Raw genomic sequence first — 15971 nt, 5'->3', positions numbered from 1 at the left:
GCCGCGGTCGCCAGCTCGACGGCTCCCGCCGCCCAGTCGACGTGTGGACTGGGCGGATGACGCTGCTCGTCGTGGGCTTGCGTGCGCAGCACGTGCAGCAGCCCGACGACGCCGGGACCGGCGTCGAGCAGCGGCCGGGTCCAGCCCAGGTCGGCGCAGGTGCGCAGCACCGGCAGCACCAGCCCGGTGGCCTCGCCGACCCAGCCCGCCGTCGCCAGGCACTCCGCCAGCAGCAGAATCGCGTCCAATTCCGCACGCGGCCGGGACTGGTCGAGCAGCCGCGCGTAGAGCACCCTGGCGTGCCGGGCGGCCCGATCGTCGGCGCGTAGGCGCTGTTCGGCCAGCAGAGCCCTGATCTCGGCGAGCTCGCGGGCCTCCGCGATGAGCACGGCGGCACCGGACTTGCGCCGCTTGCCGTTGGCGGACAGCTCGGTGGCGAACCGGTCGGCGCTGTCGCCGGTGGGCAGGCCGAGCCGGGACCGTTCGGCCCGCACCTGCGCGTCGAGCCGGGCCAGTCCGTTCTCCGCGGCCACCCGTGTGCCCTCGTCCAGCCGTGCCGCCGCCGTGTACTGGTCGCCGAGCGCGGCCTTCACCCGCGCCCCGATCACGAAGGTCGCGACCAGGAAGTCGACCGGGCCGACCCGGGTCACCAATTCGTGGCTCTCGTCGAGCAGCCGGTCCGCCAGCGCCAGATCGCCACGGCGGTAAGCCACTTCGCCGAACAGCGCCGCGGCGACGCGCGCGGCGTCCGAGCGCGGGCCTGCCCCGTCTCGTGCCTTCTCGTAGGCCAGCTCGAAACACTCGGTGGCGGTGGCGATGTCGAGTTGCTCATAGGCGGCGGCACCACGGCAGCAGAGCCCGAAGACGGCGCCGAGCGGGTCCTTCGACTGCACGTGATAGTCCGCGGCCCAGTCCTGCATCTCCGTCACACCCACGAAGTCGAATTCGCAGATCCGGACGAACGAGATCAAGTTGGCTGCGGTCGAGACGATCCACGCGGGCAGCTCGCCCGGGTCGGCCAGCAGGTCCGCGAGGTGGTCGGCCACCTCCGCGGTGTCATCGTGCGCCACCCGGTCGGCGGCGTCGAGCACCGTTGCCGCACCCAGTTGTTCGGCCAGCTCCGGCTCGCCGCCACCGCGGGCGAGCAGGTTCGACAGCCTGCCCAGCGCCGAGCGTGCCGTGCTGGTTTGCTGGAGGTTCATATTGGCCCGGGCGACGGCCATCAGCAGCTTGGACCGTGATGTCACCTGTTGCACCGGCAGTTTGGACACACTGCCGAGCAGGGTCGCCAGCCGGGAGCGATCGATCAGGTCCATGCCGCCGCTCTCGAGCAGGTCGCCTGCGAGCTTGAGATCGGTCGCGGCCAGCGCGTGGTCGACCGACTTGCGCAGCAGGTTGTGCTCGGCGTACCAGCGAGCGGCCTTGCGGTGCAGCATCTTCGCGCGTCCAGGGTGCATGCGGTCGAGCCGGGTGCGCAGGTGCTCGGCGAACAGCGGCTGCATCCGGTACCACTCCGGGTCGTGCTCGATCCGGTGCACGAACAGTTCACGCTGCTCGGCTTGTTCGAGCATCGACGCGCCGTCGGGGACATCGGCGAGCAGCGCGGCCAGCGAGCCGCTGACCCGCTCGACCACCGAGATCGCCATCAGGAACTCCAGCAGCTCCGGATCCATGCTGTCGAGCACGTTCTCGGCCAGGTACTCCCGCATCCCGTGCCCGCCCTCGGCGAGCTGAGCGAGCAGCTGGACCGGATCGGCCTTGCCGCGCAGGGTCAGGCTCACCAGCTGGATCGCGGCGGGCCAACCCTCGGTGGCCGTGTGGATCTGCTCGACCTGCTCGTCGGTGAGCGCGAAACCATTGCGCTCCACCAGGATCTGGCGCGTCTCGGCCTCGGTGAGCCGTAGCTCCACCGCGCCGAGCTCGACCAGCTCGTCGCGGACCCGCAGCCTGCTGATCGGCAGCCCGGACTGGTCACGGCTGGTCACCACGAAACGCACATGGTGACAGCCGTTGTCGAGCAGGGTCGCCATCGCGCGGTGCACGCCGGGGTCGCTGACCCGATGCCAGTCGTCGACGACGACCACCACGCTGCGGTCGCTGGCGTGGATCTCATCGATCAGGGTCGCGATCACGAACGCGGCGGCGTCGGCGGGGCGCTCCTCGAGCACCTGCTCCAGGCCGGCGCCCACATCGGGGCGGACCCGGCGGATGGCCACGATCAGGTGGGCGAGGAACCAGATCTCGCTGTCGTCGTCCTGGTCGATGCCGAGCCAGGCGACCGGGATATCGCGGGCGATCAGGTCGGCCCGCCACTGCGCGGCGACGGTGCTCTTGCCGAACCCGGCGGGCGCGTGGACCAGGGCGAGCCTGCGACGGCCACCGGCGCGCAGCACGTCGAGCAGGCGCTGCCGCGGCAGGGGTTCGCGGGCGGGCGTCGGTGGCCGGAACTTCGTCGCCGCGGTCGGTGGAAAGGTGCCGGTGTTGCCGCTGCGCAGCGGCACAGCGGAGCCGACGGGCTGCAAGGTCAGCGGCCAGCTGCGGCGGCCGGTGACGGCCTTCAGCGATTCCGGGGTGTCCGCCTCGGCGGTTTCCGCGGTGGTGTCGAGCAGGGCCATCTCGTCGGGCATCTGGCCGTGCGCGCGCTGCACCTGGCGCAGCATCTCGCCGAATTCGTAGGCCGTGGCTGGACGGTCGACCGGGTCGGGTGACATGGCCTGCTCGATCACCGCGGCCACGTCGCCGGGGATGTCCTGGGCGCGCAGATCCGGCACCGGCTGGGTGGTGATGCGTAGGAACTGCGCGACCACCTTCTCCCCCGCCTGCCGCTCGAACGCGGCGTGGCCGGTCAGCAGGGCGAACAGGGTCGCGCCGAGCCCGTAGATATCAGACCGCACAGTCGGTTCATGGCCCTTGAGCACCTCGGGAGCGGTGAACGCGGGCGAACCGGTGATCAGGCTGCTCGAGGTCTGGAACCCGCCGGGGATGCGGGCGATGCCGAAATCGGTGAGCTGCGGTTCGCCGTATCCGCTGATCAGCACGTTCGCCGGCTTCACATCGCGGTGCAGGATGCCCGCCCGGTGCGCCGACTCGATCGCCGCCGCCAGCTTCACCCCGGCACGCAGGGTATCGGCCCAGGTCAACGGTCCGCGATCGTGGATGAGCCGTTCGAGCGAACCGCGCGAGCAGTACGGCATGACGATCAGCGGCAGCCCGGTCGCGGTCACGTCGACCTGCAGGATGTCGACGATGTTCGGATGCCCGGACAGCCTGCCCATCGCCTGTTCCTCGCGCAGGAACCGTTCCCGGCTCTCCTGATCGATCTCCGAGGACAGCACTTTCACCGCGACGACCCGGTCCAACGCGGGCTGCAAACACCGGTACACCACGCCGAATCCGCCGCGCCCGATCTCCTTGGCCCCGGTGAGCCCCATGGCGTCGAGCTCGGCGACAACCGCCTCGTCGATCTCCCCCGGCACCTTGGCCCGCTGGGTATTCGTCGCCACCGGTGACGACTCGGACGGCCCGCGCTGTATACGGGTCGGCTCCGGTTCCATGTGACCACCCCTCGAAGCGAATCGGCTTGACTTCCCCCGGCCGTATCGGTCGGAGTCCCTACCTCGCGGTAGGGGGTTCCTGTTTCATAGACAGTCGCCTTCCCGCATCAGCTGCGGGGCGGTCTCACACCATCTCCGCAGGCGAGCACCGCAAGCCCCGCGGCGCGTATGTTCTTGGCAGCGTTCACATCCCGATCGTGCGATACGCCGCATCGGCATTGCCACTCGCGGACGTGCAGCGGAACCGTGTCGTTGACCTGACCACACGTCGAGCATGTCCTGGTCGAGGGATAGAACCGGTCCACCGCAACGACGGTACGGCCGTACCACTCTGCCTTGTATTCCAGCATCGACCGGAACTGCGACCACGACGCATCTGAGATCGCGCGCGCAAGACAACGATTCCGAACCATGTTCCGCACACTCAAGTCCTCGATGGCGATCACTTGGTTTTCGCGCACCACACGAGACGAGAGCTTGTGCAAATGATCCCGGCGCCGATCCACGATCCGCGCGTGAACACGGGCAACTCGCAGACGAGCTTTCGCCCGGTTCGCCGAGCCCTTCTGCTTCTTCGCCAACGCGCGCTGAGCCTTGGCCAGCCGGGCGCGGTCCTCCTTCTCGTGTCGGGGATTCGACACCTTCTCCCCGGTCGAGAAGGTGTACAGCGATGTGATGCCCGCATCGACACCGATCGTGGCCTCCGCCGGGACGTGCTCGACGATCAACTCCTCGACCAAGAGTGAGACGAAGTAGCGGTCGGCCGAGTCCTTTATCACGGTGACCTGCGACGGGACCGCCCCCTCGGGGAGTGGGCGCGACCACCGGATGTTCAGCGGCTCGGCCTGCTTGGCGAGCTTCAACTGACCATCTCGGTAGATGAAGCAGTTCGAGAAGTAGGTAGCCGAATCCTTCGACCTCCCCTTCTTCTTGAACCGCGGATACCCTGCCTGCTTGCGCCAGAACTTGTCGAACGCGCCCTGCAGATTCCGCAGTGTCGCCTGGAGTGGCCCTTTGGACGGCTCGGTGAGCCACCCGGTTTCGGGGTCCCGCTTCCAGGCGGTGAGCATCTTGTCCGACTCGGCGTAGGAGATGCGGCGCTGTTCCTGAGCCCAGGCGCGAGACCGTTCCGTCAATGCCCGGTTGTACACGTACCGGACACAGCCGAAGGTGCGCGCGAGCTGCTCGACCTGCTCGACCGTCGGATAGAAGCGGTACTTGTACGACCGCTTCACCATCCTCGCACCCATGGGTGACATGATAGCCAACTTGCATGTCAGCTGCGTAAGACACATGCCAGCCCGTGGAGTGCCCGATCTTCGCGCTACTTTTCATGGTCACCGGCATATCGTTCGGCATATGCGAACACCCACGGCGCTCGCACATATCCAAGCTAGCGCGATCGGGCATCAATCGAATGGAGATTCGGTACTGCGGCGGCAACGGTTGCTTACCAACAGGGTGGTTCGCGTTCGCGTCGATGAGCTCTCCTCGCCGTTCCGGTGCCGGGCCGGTGTTTCGTCACGATGTCCGATCCGGGCTCGGCGCAGGCGGTGGGCCGACACCAGTAAGGTCGATGGAACGAACTCGGGGGAGGTCAGGATCCCCCACGCTGATGGGGGAACTTCGCGATGACATACCCGCCGGGGGAACAGGATCCGATGCAGTGGGGACAGCCGACGAGCTATCCCCCGCCGGGCGGTCAACCGCAGGAGATCCCAGCGCTTGGTGCCCCACCGAAATCGAACGCGGGCTGGATCGTGCTGGCGTTGGTACTGGTCGTCGGCCTACTCAGCGGCGCCGGCCTACTCATGCTCGGCGCCCGCGACGGCATCTCAGGTTCGGCCGTTGCGGCATCGAGTGCGACGACACCCACCACCGCCGGTCGTTCAACCACGCCGACGATTACCGTCAAAAAGCCGGTGCCTGCGGGCGCGAAGCTGAGCTACACCGAGTACGAAGGCCCTTGGGACTTCAAGTGGGACAAGGTCGAACTGCACACCGACTGGATCGAAGGCCGCGACCACGACACCTGCGCCTCCATCGAGAAGGACGGCAAACTCACCGCCCTCGGCTGCAAGTACGCCGCCGAATTCGTCCTGTCCGCCGAATCGGGTGGCCTGCGATTCACTCAGTTCATCCTGGCCATGCCCGACGCCGCCATAGCCAAGTCCGCCGCCGCCGAATTCGACCAGAAGGCCCTGAAACCACGCTCAGGCACTACCATCGACAACTTCGCCACCGGCAAATGGAAAGCAGGCGCCCAAGACGAGTTCGTCGTAGTCACCCTCGCCACCGCAACCTCAGCCATAGACCCCGGCCTCGTCCAGAAATACCTCGGCTACCGCCACGCCGACATCATCAGCGCCCTCCTCTTCCGCTGACATGATCACGCCACTCAGCAGCACACCTCTCGGGAACCCTCCCTGTTCGTACGGCTGACGTGCTCGTACAGCTCGTCGACAGAGCCAGCGACCCGATCTCCGGTAAGCTGCCCGTCGACATCCCACGGAGGGGCGGGAACATGACTGGTGTCCAACTCGATTACGGACAGGCGCAGACAGCCGCGTTGACGGCTGCGGCGCGAGCTGCAGGCACGCTGAACTTCGATCCGAACGCGGTTGATGAGCTGGTGGCGTTGTACGACCGGATGGTCACCGGGCTCCAGGACGTTCGCGTGCAACTCCAGGCCGCTACCAGAGCGTCAGGCTTCGGAGATATCCCAACCGCGCAGGAGCTGGCGAAGGGGTTCGCAGGCAAAGCAACCGACGGAATCGCGGTCGTCGACCAGCTTATCGACGGCGCATTGCGACTCCAAGAGGCATTCTTGTGCGCTGGCGGCAGACTCGAAGATGCGGACACGGTCAACAGCACGAGAATTCGTATCGCAGGAGCGGCTGCGCCAGGTGGCTCGGCATGAAGACGATCTGCAGGTGCATGCTTGTCGGGCTGACTATTCTGGTCGCAGGCTGCGGATCCAATCCATCACCGGCCGTCAACACTGAAACTGAAGCCGCACCGCGAAACGACATATCAGTGAGCGTCAGCCCAGCACCGCCCCAGCCAACGAATAGCCGGGAACCTGTCAGTTTCGATCCTTGCGCGGAGATCTCTGACAAGACTATTTCTCAAGCCGGATACAGTCCCGAGACCAGGAAACGAATCGACCAGGTACACGATGGTTGGGCATTCATTGGATGCACCTTCAAGAGGATCGAGACCGTCCGCACGCAACAGCTCGGTGTAGCACATCTAACGATTCTCTCATCGAACATATCTGTCGACGAAATTCGCGCTAAAGAAAGTGCGCGGACGACAGTTAGTGACACCAGAGTAAATTCCCGCTCCGGGATCGCTTTTCAAGGAGAAGGAATGGGATCGTGTGACATCGCGATACCTGGCCCCGATTCGGCACTGTCAATCCAGGTCAGCAGCCTAGGGCTGACCGACTGGGATGCATGTGCTGAGATAACACAGACTGCCGCAGCCATCGAGTCGACGCTCCCCGATTAATAGCCGCGGGCACCGACCCCGGCATCACCACATCGGATATTGCGACTGTATCGGCCCATAAGGGACAACCGTATCTTTGGTCGATATCGCTGGGCTCTTATCGAATCTGAATTCAAGGCCAGTCGCCTGGGTTGAAAACCAGCTCCGACAGTCGTGCGGCTCCCATTCATAAGCCACAGTCAGCTCAGTGATTCGCCAGTCGCCGAACACATTTCGGTCGGGAGTCCGGCGACCGCCAGCTACTGTGCCACCGCCCCGGTCGAGGTCCCTTCCCGATTTCAGATTCTCAAGCTTGACGGCATATACGCGAAAGTTTCCCGCAAACTGTCCCGCAGTCCAGTTTTCACCTACATCCGGCACTTCGTACTGACATACCTTTGCCTCGACATGACCGTCATTCTCTACCATTCTTGCAATATGGTCGCGATATGTGTACCGACCCGACTGAAGCCACCATTCATAGTCACCATCCGATCCATCGGAAATCCCGGAATCCCACCGCTGCGGTTCGCCCACCCACGCCTCACGGAATCCCGGATAGGTGAAGTTAAGTCCTGCCGACTGCGCAATTTCGGCCGACTCAACAGTCGCACGCACAAGTTCAGAACTCCTAGAGCCCAATTCGATGCCTGACGCTCCCGACCAAACATGGGTTGCGGTCGGATCGGCCCGCACCCGAGGCGGCTTCCGGTCCGCTACATATACCGCTATTCCAAGTGCAACTAAAACAAGAGCTACAAGCGCTGGACCATAAGCACGCTTCTCGACAGAAGGCATGCTATCCCTCCTCCGGTTCCGGCTTCTTCGTCGTAGGCGCTCCAGACATCATTCGACGATACGCATCTTCGATCGCAGAAGAATTACCGTCGCCGCGATCCAAAGAGTCGAACAGCTCAGCCGATTGAGCAACCAGCGCTTGTCGATTCGGGGATCTTTGGATATCTTCCCAAGTTCGCATACCTCCGTTGTCGAACAGCTCTCCGTACCGAGATTGCTGGTCAACAGGTATCGCCATTCGTTCAAGAATCTCGTAATTCATCCTGTTGAAATTCGGTGCCGAACTAACTTTCGGATCTTCAACCTCGGGCGCGTCTGGCTTCATATTCTCGATCCCCATGTCGAGATAGCTTCCCACAAAGGGGACATCGCCAAGTATCGTCTGCGGCAAGTCAAATGCCGATTGCATATCGTTGTGCCGGGTCAGCTGGTCACCATAGTCGCCGTAGACGCGCGCCGCCTCACTCGCGTCGGCACTGCCATTAGCGAGCCCTTGCAATGTCCCGATCATTCCAAGTTTGGATGATGAGCCAGGCGACGAGGGCGCGTCAGCATATTCCTGCATCATTCGATCTTTGGCCGATTCTATGGCCTCCGAAACCTTCTCTCCAGAAGGCTCGTCTGTGGCCAGGATACTGAAGATATTATTCGTGCCGCGATAGGTTCCATTACCGTCGGGGTCCAGCCAGCTACTGACCTCCCCTTTGTCCTTATCGTAGGTAACAGGAATATTGAATCCCGTCGTATTTGGCGAGGTACCCCCCACCATCGTCTCGATGTGCGGCGCGAATCCAGTTGCGAGGGCTTGCGTAAGCAAGGGGTTTCGCTCGCCGAGTGTGTGGTTGCCTACGGAGTCGAGACTTGTCAATTCCGACCATCTAGCGCCTGGATCACCACCACCAGATAGGTATTCAGCCGCCGAACTCATGATCTTCCCATGCCGCTCCGCAGCTTTCACATCGGCAGGGTCATTCGGATTCTCGATTGTGGCGGCACCGTCAGCGAACTGAAATAGCGTGGCGGGCGCGGCCCCCTTGTCCGTCCACGCATGGCTGGTGATGTTGTTGTAGAGCTCTTCTTTACCCTCCCCAGTGACCAGCGCCTCGACCGCGACTTTATCCTTGCCAGCGGTGGTGAAGAAGCTATCTACGACACCGTGTGAACCTCCACTTCCGCCATCGATTTGCAGACGTGTACTGCCCACCCAACCGTGGTCGTCATCCTTGTAGTCCTCGATCCCCGCAAGGTATTTCGAGCCGACATCGAGCAGCTTTCGATCGACGTCAGTCCCGACCATATATTGAGGGTCACCGGAGCCGATCATCTTGGCGATTGCCTTGTTGTCGGCGACACCGTTGAGGTTGACTTCCTTGTTGACGAGGTACACCGAGTCCTTGGTCACCAGATCGCTTCTGGTGAGCGAAGACTGCATCTGCTGTGGGAGAACGGCCAGCCCACCTTTGCCCGAGTTACGCAGCTCTTTGTCGTCGGCGGCGACTGGTCCAGCATTGACACCCGGTGTCGACATGATCTGGAACGAGTTGGCGACAGCCTTTTGTGCGTCCGGCGGGAGCTTGCTCACCATCTGCTCGATCTCGCGCGGGCTCTTCCCATCCAAGCTCCGGCTCAGCTCGTTGAGGTACTCCATCTGTGAAGCCGGAATCGTCGCGGTATCACCGCGCTGCAGGGCAGAGAGCTGGTCAGGCGTTAGCTGTCCTGCCTCGATGAGGCGCTGCTGCGCCTCCGGGCTCATGCCCCCAGGGTTGTCGATCAACTGCTGGCCATCGGCCTTGGCCTGTGGCCCGCCGAGCGCAGCCGCAGACACGAACGCCACGCGAAGTTCGGTACGTGCAGCGTTCAGCGCGTCCCTGACGGCGATGTCTGCCTGCATAGCACTGCGCACCGCGCCGTTCAGCTCGGTTTGCAGCGTCTCGAGCTCCTTGGCTTGCTCAGCCGTGGCGTTCTGGAGCGACAGGGCAAGACTGTCGGCGATTTGGTAGTTGCGCCGCTGGGCTTCCATGATCGCGCCGCGGGCACGCAGCAGAGGCGGGTTGATCTCGTCGTAGCCCTGTTTGGCCCGGGTGCCGATCGCCTCCAGTTTGTCGGCGAGCACCTGCATCGTCTTGTTGTCCGACTGGGCGCGGCTCTGGGCTGCGTCGGCCGTCTGCCCGTCCCAGTAGGAGCCGTTGACGGTCGTGACGGCGGCTTGGTACTCGTTGAACAGGCCCTCAAGTTCGGCTCCGACGCCGATCCAGGCATCGCCGAGCTCCAGCAGCATTTCGGGTCGAGCCGTGTCGACCCAGGTCCGTGGATTCACCGCGCTATGCCGTCCATTCGCCGGTGGCCGCGCCATATGTCGCGGCTATCGTATCCGCGTTGGCGTCATCGCGATTCTTGAACTCCCGCGCGACGTTGATCATCACGTCACCGGTTTCGCCCAGGCGTTCCTTGACTGCGGGCAGCAGCGTGTTCCGAATCAGGTCGGCCGTGATCTGCTCACCGACCGCAACCGACGCCAGGGCCGGTGAGCTGGCTGGTCCCGTGGTCCGCTTCGGCTGGACTTGTTCAGCACGCGTCGCGAGTCCGTGCAATGTTGATCCCAGTGTTTCGAGCAATTCGAGATCAGCACGCAGTGTTCCCATGAACCCCCCTGGTCAATGGCGAGTCGATCCGGCACTTGAACCCGGCAACTCTAACAGCGGCGCCCCGCTCAGCGGCATCGTCACGGTCGGCCGGGCACCAGCCCAGGACGACACGGTAGCCTGTATCGACTCCGGTCTGGGAGGCACAGTCGGGACCTTGGGGAGGGCATCGATGACAGGTGAACACGACGTAACCGCCGCTGTGAGCCCGATTCCGGGAGCAGGTGCCATCAACCCGACACAGCTCACGCAACTGGTGAACGCTCAGCAGAAGCTTGTTCAAGCGCAAGCCCGTACCGGCCGCAGCGACCAGGCGCTCGGCGACCTCGGCGCCGGGACCGACGCCGACTTCGTCCAGGGCGCGATGGACTACTTCGACAGCTGGACGCACCAGCGGATCTACGACTCTGTCAACGGCCCCGGCGGCATGAATGTCACCGGTCTGCAGACATTACGTAAGGCTTGGAAGGATGCGTTCACCGAGCTCTCGAACCTGTCGGCATTCACGCAGCTCGGGCTGAACCGCATCTTCAGCGAGGGAAAATGGGAGGGTAGCGCAGGTCAGGCAGGCCTCGCTGCAGCGAGCCTGCACACGCAGACCGCCAATCAGATTGCCCAAGTGTTCGGAACGATGTCGGACCGCATGGATGCTGTGTCGGCGGCCGCGGAGGCTACCCGCGCCGCTGTCCCGCCACCGGCCGCCACCCTTGCGACGATCGATCCGGACGACCCGCTCCAGTCCGTACTGCCGGGCTTGATCAACCCCGAGTACGAGACACAGCTGCGTCAGCAGGCCGAGGCGCAACGTCTAGCCGCCGTCGCCGCGATGAATTCGGTGTACACACCGAACTATCCGCCCACCGGAAGTGGTGTGCCCTCGTACGCGACAGTGTCGAATATCGGTGACCCCGGCGCGAGCGGTGGAACGCAGGGACCGTCGAGCACGACACCGACCACTGCAGCCGGACAGCCGGTGACCGGCGACACGACACCCGAACAATCCGAAGGTCAGCGCCCTGCGACAGTCGGCTCGCCTGGCGACACCGAGGCCGGGAGCATCGCAACGGATTCAGCTGCCAGCTCGCCGGACACCGATACTTCAACGAGCGCGGCGTCGACGGCGACAGCGCCGACCACCCCCGACACGGGAACCCGCACAGGTGCAGGACTTCCGGGCGGTGGCGGAGTCCCTACCGGGGCTGGCGGTGGAACCACCGGCGCACCGATGAATGGGATGCCAGGCGGGACACCTAGAGTCCCCATTGGCTCCGGGGCACCGCCGACAGCCGGGTCCCCGAGCGCTGGGCGCTCAGGCGCGGCTGGCGGAACAGGAGCTGGGAGCACTGGCCGCTCGAGCAGTCACCCAATGGGTCCGATGGGCCAAGGAGCAGGTCGGCGAAGTGGTGGTGGTGACGATGAGAACGAGCATCGCGCGCCCGACTACTTGCGAGGTGTCCAACCGGACTGGCTGACTGGCATCACGGCGCACGCCGGAGTGCTCGGCGAAAATCCGATCCTTGGTGAACCTCGAGACGTTCCTCTTGCACCGCCACGTCCGCTTCCTGCCACTGAGGACACCACTGCTGCCACCCGAAACGACGAGCCTGCCCCCGCCCCCAACACGCCTGCCGCTCCGGAACCGCCGAGCCCGGTCACAGAGCCGCCGGGCAACAACGCCGAAGTGCCTGAAGCAACGCCGAGTACAACAACGGTCACAGGCACGGCGCCAGCGCTCGATGATCTCTTCGCTGAGTACGGTTGGACCACAGACGATTCCACTTCGCCGGATGCCGACCAGACACCTTCGTCACCGGACGGAGTCGACCGGTGACGAAGCCTCCCTCTTGGGATCTGAGCCATGACGAGTTCGCGTGGCTGTGGAAGACCGAAACCGGCTTGGACGCATACGACTATCCCGATCCGATCCAGATCCGTGAGAGTCCGCAGAACTGGGACGAGTATTCGCTGATTGCATCGTCCTTCTCGCGCAAGCATGGCTCCGGGATCGAGCCCGCGCTGCGATCAGCGCTTCGAACGCTCGCCACCTCGACTGTGCGATTGTGCTGCTACGGGACGCTGACGGGGACCGGTCATGTCCTGCGGTCGCATGCCGGACTGACCGACAGGATGGGCGCTGTGCTGTTCCAGCGACCCACCACCCAGAACGACCGAACGATCAGACTGACCGCTTGTCGCCCCGACGACACCCTGACCTACTTCGCCGCGACTCTTCCACCAGCTGAACCCGGTGGCGCGGGCGACATGCACGGTTACACCCCTCGTGTGCGCGGCAATGAGCCCGTCACCACTTGGCTACGATCGAACGACGGACGTCTCCCCGAAGACGAGCGGATCAGAAAACTGTTGCGCCTGAGGCGATCTGCGGAAGGACAGCTCATCATCGAGTCCGGTGTCCGTGCACGACAACAGCTTCCATCTACTTACCTGAGCTGGGCCGACATCTCGAGCGGATTCGCAGCCGGCAGGTACCTGATCGAGGTGACAGAGTCCGACACTGTCGTCACGACGGTTTCACCGACTCTGCTCGTCGGCAAGCTCGAACAGAAGGTCCGGTTGCTCACCAACGCCTAGGGCATCTCAGGCGCGACTCGCGGCTACAAACTGGAGCTGTACTTCAGTTTGACCCGGTGAACGGCCCGGAGATGACCGGCCCAGTAAGCGGCGCAAGCCCGCTCCCGCGAACGGCGACAGGCTCGCTGACCGAGTACTGCTTAGTTGCGCAGGCTGGCGGATGATCAGTGTGCGGTTGAGCGGCGGGCGTTGAGGGCGTACATGATCAGGGCGCCGAGGGTGGCGCCGACCGGCCAGGACAGGGCGGTGATATTGCCGGAGTCGGGGGCGAGGGCGACGACCACCGCGACCGGACCGGCGATGCCGAGCGCGATCAGCGCCTTGGGGTTGAAGCCGCGGGTGTACCAGTAGCGTCCGGTGGGCTGGTCGCTGTAGAGGTCGGCCTGGACGGTGCGCTGGCGGCGCACCAGGTAGTAGTCCACCACCAGGATGCCGAACACCGGACCCATCAGGGCGCCGACGCCGCCGAGGAAGTAGATGATGAAGTTCTGGTTCTCCCACAGCTTCCACGGCAGCACCACGATCGACAGCAGGGCGGTGATCACGCCACCCGTACGGAACGAGATGTACTTCGGCGCCGCGTTGGAGATGTCGTAGGCGGGCGAGACGAAGTTGAGCACCACGTTGATGCCGACGGTCGCGGTGGCGAACAGCACGGCCGCGACGACCACGATCACGTCGCTGTCGATATCGGCGACCAGGGCCACCGGGTCGGCGAGCACCTTGCCGTACACCTTCAGGGTGGCCAGCGCGATCACGATGGACAGCACAACGAACGCGGTCTCGTTGAACGGGATGCCCCAGGCGTTGCCACGCAGCACCGCCTTGCGACTGGGCGAGAAGCGCGCGAAATCGGCGTAGTTCACCAGCGGACCCGCCATGAACGCCACCATCAGGAACGCCACGCCGACGAACGTCGCGACGGTCGCGCCGCCGCTGAGCGGCTCCCCGGCCCGCGCGTTGAAATCGATGCTCCAGTCGGCCTTGCCGAGAATCCAGATCGCCAACGCGATCATCCCGATCCAGACCGCGGGTCCGGCGAAGTCGGAGGCCCTGCGCACCACCTCCATGCCGTAGTTGATGATCGCCAGCTGGACGGTCCACAGCACCAGGAACGCGATCCAGCCCAGCGTGGACAGGCCGAGCACGTCGTTGTTGGTCAACGATTCGAGCCCGGGCGCCACGCGCAGCAGCAGGATCATCAGCGCGGTCGAGGCCAGGTAGGTCTGGATGCCGTACCAGAACACCGCGACCAGGGCCCGTAGCAACGCGGGGATATTGGCGCCGAACACCCCGAACGCGCCACGGGCGAAGACCGGGAACGGCACCCCGACCTTCTGCCCCGCGACGCCGATCAGGTTGCTGCCCAGCCACAACATCAGGACACCGGCGAACAGCGCGAGCATCGTCTGCCAACCGGTCATGCCGAGGGCGAGCATGCCGACGGCGAAGCCGTAGCTGGCGATACTGTGCGCCGAGGTCATCCAGAGGCAGAAGATGTCCCAGGTACGCCAGGTCGCCGTCTCCTTGGTAGTTGGTGCCAAGTCGTCGTTGACCAGCGTGGAACCGCCCGGCGCGTCATCGGACCGCCGTACCCGAGTTTCTTTGACTTCCTCCAGGTCGTGAACGACCTGGATTCCTCCTGAACCTTGCGGTTCTACAGTGGGTTCCTGTTTCACAGGGACGTGCCTTCCGCTAGGCGGCGGGACTTACCGTCCCTCCGCGGGCGTTTCGACTCTCCGCCAGCCCGGCGGCGAGTATGTTCTTCGCGGCGTTCAAGTCTCGGTCGTGGCACGCACCACATGCGCACACCCACTTCCGGACATGCAATGGCTTCTTCTCGCTCACCACACCGCAGGCTGAGCACAAACGCGTCGAAGGAAACCAACGGTCGACCTGGCCGAACGTCCTGCCGTACCGAGTGGCCTTCTCGGCCAACATGCGGGTGAACATGCCCCACCCGGCATCGTGGACCGACCTCGCCAAACTTGTCCGCCCGAGACCTTTCACACACAAGTCCTCCACGAACACCGCTTGGTTGTCGCGGATGATCGACGTGGAATGCTTGTGCGCCCAGTCCCGGCGAGTGTCGGCGACCTTCGCGTGCGCTTTCGCGACCTTGATTCGAGCCTTCGCCCGGTTGTTCGAGCCTTTCTCCTTGCGTGACAGCAACCTTTGTGCCTTGCGCAACCGGCGCTCGGCTTGTCGCAAGAACCTGGGTGATTCGATCGTGTGGCCGTTGGACATGACCGCGAATGTCGCCAAGCCCAAGTCGATCCCCACCTCGGACTCCGCTGGCGGGAGCGGTGAACCGCAGACCTGAACGACGAACGACACGAAATACCGGCCCGCCGGGTCTTTGGTCACCGTGACCGACGAAGGGTCTGACGGCAGTTCGCGCGACCAGGCAACCCTCAACTCCCCGACCTTGGCCACATACAGCCGCCCGTTCGAGCGCAGACTGAACCCGTTGCGAGTGAGCCGAATCGATTGCCGATTGTCCTTGCGCGACCGAAACCTCGGTGGCGCCATCGCGCCCTTGCGCTTGCCGGTGACCGCAGCGAAGAAGTTGCGGTAGCCGGTGTGCAGGTCGGCCAAAGCTTGGATCAGTACAACCGACGACACCTCGCCCAACCACGCACGCTCGGGTGTCCTCTTCGCCGCGGTAATCACCTGGGTTTGCAGCGCCGAGTCCTTGATGTAGGGCAACCCGGCGGCGCGGGCCCGCTGCCGTGCACGCAGACCGTCGTTGTACACCACCCGCGCGCATCCAAACGCCCGCGCCAACGAATTCTGTTGTCCAGGCGTGGGATAAACGCGGAAGTTGTACCGGAGCTGCACGGCTGAACCCTAGCGTGATCCACCGACAGGCTTGACGCACGATCGCGACACC

Annotated in this window: 12 protein-coding genes; 5 read left to right on the top strand and 7 right to left on the bottom strand. The window is 64.3% G+C overall.

Translation table 11 applies throughout. The features are described 5' to 3' along the window. On the bottom strand, nt 1–3503 hold a 3503-nt coding region (locus ACFWF2_RS12800), incomplete at its 3' end, for a protein kinase (RefSeq protein WP_379307525.1). A gap of 158 nt (nt 3504–3661) precedes the next feature. Then, the gene (locus ACFWF2_RS12795) at nt 3662–4804 is read right to left on the bottom strand and encodes an RNA-guided endonuclease InsQ/TnpB family protein (RefSeq protein WP_379307535.1); all 1143 of its coding nucleotides are present in this window, start codon (nt 4802–4804) and stop codon (nt 3662–3664) included. A gap of 519 nt (nt 4805–5323) precedes the next feature. On the opposite strand from ACFWF2_RS12795, the gene ACFWF2_RS12790 reads away from it, so the two are divergent. The 3 genes from ACFWF2_RS12790 to ACFWF2_RS12780 all read left to right on the top strand — a co-directional run bounded on the left by ACFWF2_RS12790 (nt 5324) and on the right by ACFWF2_RS12780 (nt 7067). Continuing rightward, on the top strand, nt 5324–5938 hold the full coding sequence (locus tag ACFWF2_RS12790) for a hypothetical protein (RefSeq protein WP_379307523.1): 615 nt from the start codon (nt 5324–5326) through the stop codon (nt 5936–5938). 140 nt (nt 5939–6078) lie between these two features. Beyond that, a complete protein-coding gene (locus tag ACFWF2_RS12785) occupies nt 6079–6474 on the top strand; it encodes a hypothetical protein (protein ID WP_379307521.1) in 396 nt (131 codons plus the stop codon). Beyond that, nucleotides 6471–7067 (top strand): DUF3558 domain-containing protein, encoded by a 597-nt coding sequence (locus ACFWF2_RS12780; RefSeq protein ID WP_379307519.1) that lies wholly within the window; start codon nt 6471–6473, stop codon nt 7065–7067. The genes ACFWF2_RS12785 and ACFWF2_RS12780 overlap by 4 nt, the downstream gene beginning before the upstream one ends. 24 nt (nt 7068–7091) lie before the next feature. On the opposite strand, the gene ACFWF2_RS12775 is transcribed toward ACFWF2_RS12780, so the two are convergent. The 3 genes from ACFWF2_RS12775 to ACFWF2_RS12765 are packed head-to-tail and all read right to left on the bottom strand — an operon-like array spanning nt 7092 to nt 10486. Continuing rightward, nucleotides 7092–7844 (bottom strand): hypothetical protein, encoded by a 753-nt coding sequence (locus tag ACFWF2_RS12775; RefSeq protein ID WP_379307517.1) that lies wholly within the window; start codon nt 7842–7844, stop codon nt 7092–7094. Between the two features lies 1 nt (nt 7845). Next, nucleotides 7846–10122: a hypothetical protein gene (locus ACFWF2_RS12770; RefSeq protein ID WP_379307515.1), complete on the bottom strand. Its 2277-nt coding sequence runs from the start codon at nt 10120–10122 to the stop codon at nt 7846–7848. 43 nt (nt 10123–10165) lie between these two features. Beyond that, the gene (locus ACFWF2_RS12765) at nt 10166–10486 is read right to left on the bottom strand and encodes a hypothetical protein (protein ID WP_379307513.1); all 321 of its coding nucleotides are present in this window, start codon (nt 10484–10486) and stop codon (nt 10166–10168) included. Nucleotides 10487–10658: 172 nt separating this feature from the next. Here ACFWF2_RS12765 and ACFWF2_RS12760 point away from each other — a divergent pair, with 172 nt between their 5' ends. Together ACFWF2_RS12760 and ACFWF2_RS12755 are read left to right on the top strand one after the other, a co-directional pair. Continuing rightward, nucleotides 10659–12317 (top strand): hypothetical protein, encoded by a 1659-nt coding sequence (locus ACFWF2_RS12760; RefSeq protein ID WP_379307511.1) that lies wholly within the window; start codon nt 10659–10661, stop codon nt 12315–12317. Beyond that, on the top strand, nt 12314–13078 hold the full coding sequence (locus tag ACFWF2_RS12755) for an ESX secretion-associated protein EspG (protein WP_379307509.1): 765 nt from the start codon (nt 12314–12316) through the stop codon (nt 13076–13078). The genes ACFWF2_RS12760 and ACFWF2_RS12755 overlap by 4 nt, the downstream gene beginning before the upstream one ends. Before the next feature lie 164 nt (nt 13079–13242). Here the strand turns inward: ACFWF2_RS12755 and ACFWF2_RS12750 are convergent, their stop codons facing one another. Further along, nucleotides 13243–14637 (bottom strand): NCS1 family nucleobase:cation symporter-1, encoded by a 1395-nt coding sequence (locus tag ACFWF2_RS12750; protein WP_379307533.1) that lies wholly within the window; start codon nt 14635–14637, stop codon nt 13243–13245. Between the two features lie 136 nt (nt 14638–14773). Continuing rightward, nucleotides 14774–15919: an RNA-guided endonuclease InsQ/TnpB family protein gene (locus ACFWF2_RS12745; RefSeq protein WP_379307508.1), complete on the bottom strand. Its 1146-nt coding sequence runs from the start codon at nt 15917–15919 to the stop codon at nt 14774–14776. Between the last annotated feature and the right edge of the window lie 52 nt (nt 15920–15971).

Source organism: Nocardia sp. NPDC060259, assembly GCF_042728775.1.
Taxonomy (GTDB): domain Bacteria; phylum Actinomycetota; class Actinomycetes; order Mycobacteriales; family Mycobacteriaceae; genus Nocardia.
This window is presented reverse-complemented; position numbering and strand designations above follow the sequence as displayed.

What these genes read in the sequence shown, in the direction of transcription:
- ACFWF2_RS12780 (WP_379307519.1), top strand. Translation starts at nt 6,471, where the DNA reads ATGAAGACGATCTGCAGGTGCATGCTTGTCGGGCTGACTATTCTGGTC.
- ACFWF2_RS12765 (WP_379307513.1), bottom strand. Translation starts at nt 10,486, where the DNA reads ATGGGAACACTGCGTGCTGATCTCGAATTGCTCGAAACACTGGGATCA.
- ACFWF2_RS12785 (WP_379307521.1), top strand. Translation starts at nt 6,079, where the DNA reads ATGACTGGTGTCCAACTCGATTACGGACAGGCGCAGACAGCCGCGTTG.
- ACFWF2_RS12775 (WP_379307517.1), bottom strand. Translation starts at nt 7,844, where the DNA reads ATGCCTTCTGTCGAGAAGCGTGCTTATGGTCCAGCGCTTGTAGCTCTT.
- ACFWF2_RS12760 (WP_379307511.1), top strand. Translation starts at nt 10,659, where the DNA reads ATGACAGGTGAACACGACGTAACCGCCGCTGTGAGCCCGATTCCGGGA.
- ACFWF2_RS12770 (WP_379307515.1), bottom strand. Translation starts at nt 10,122, where the DNA reads ATGCTGCTGGAGCTCGGCGATGCCTGGATCGGCGTCGGAGCCGAACTT.
- ACFWF2_RS12795 (WP_379307535.1), bottom strand. Translation starts at nt 4,804, where the DNA reads ATGGGTGCGAGGATGGTGAAGCGGTCGTACAAGTACCGCTTCTATCCG.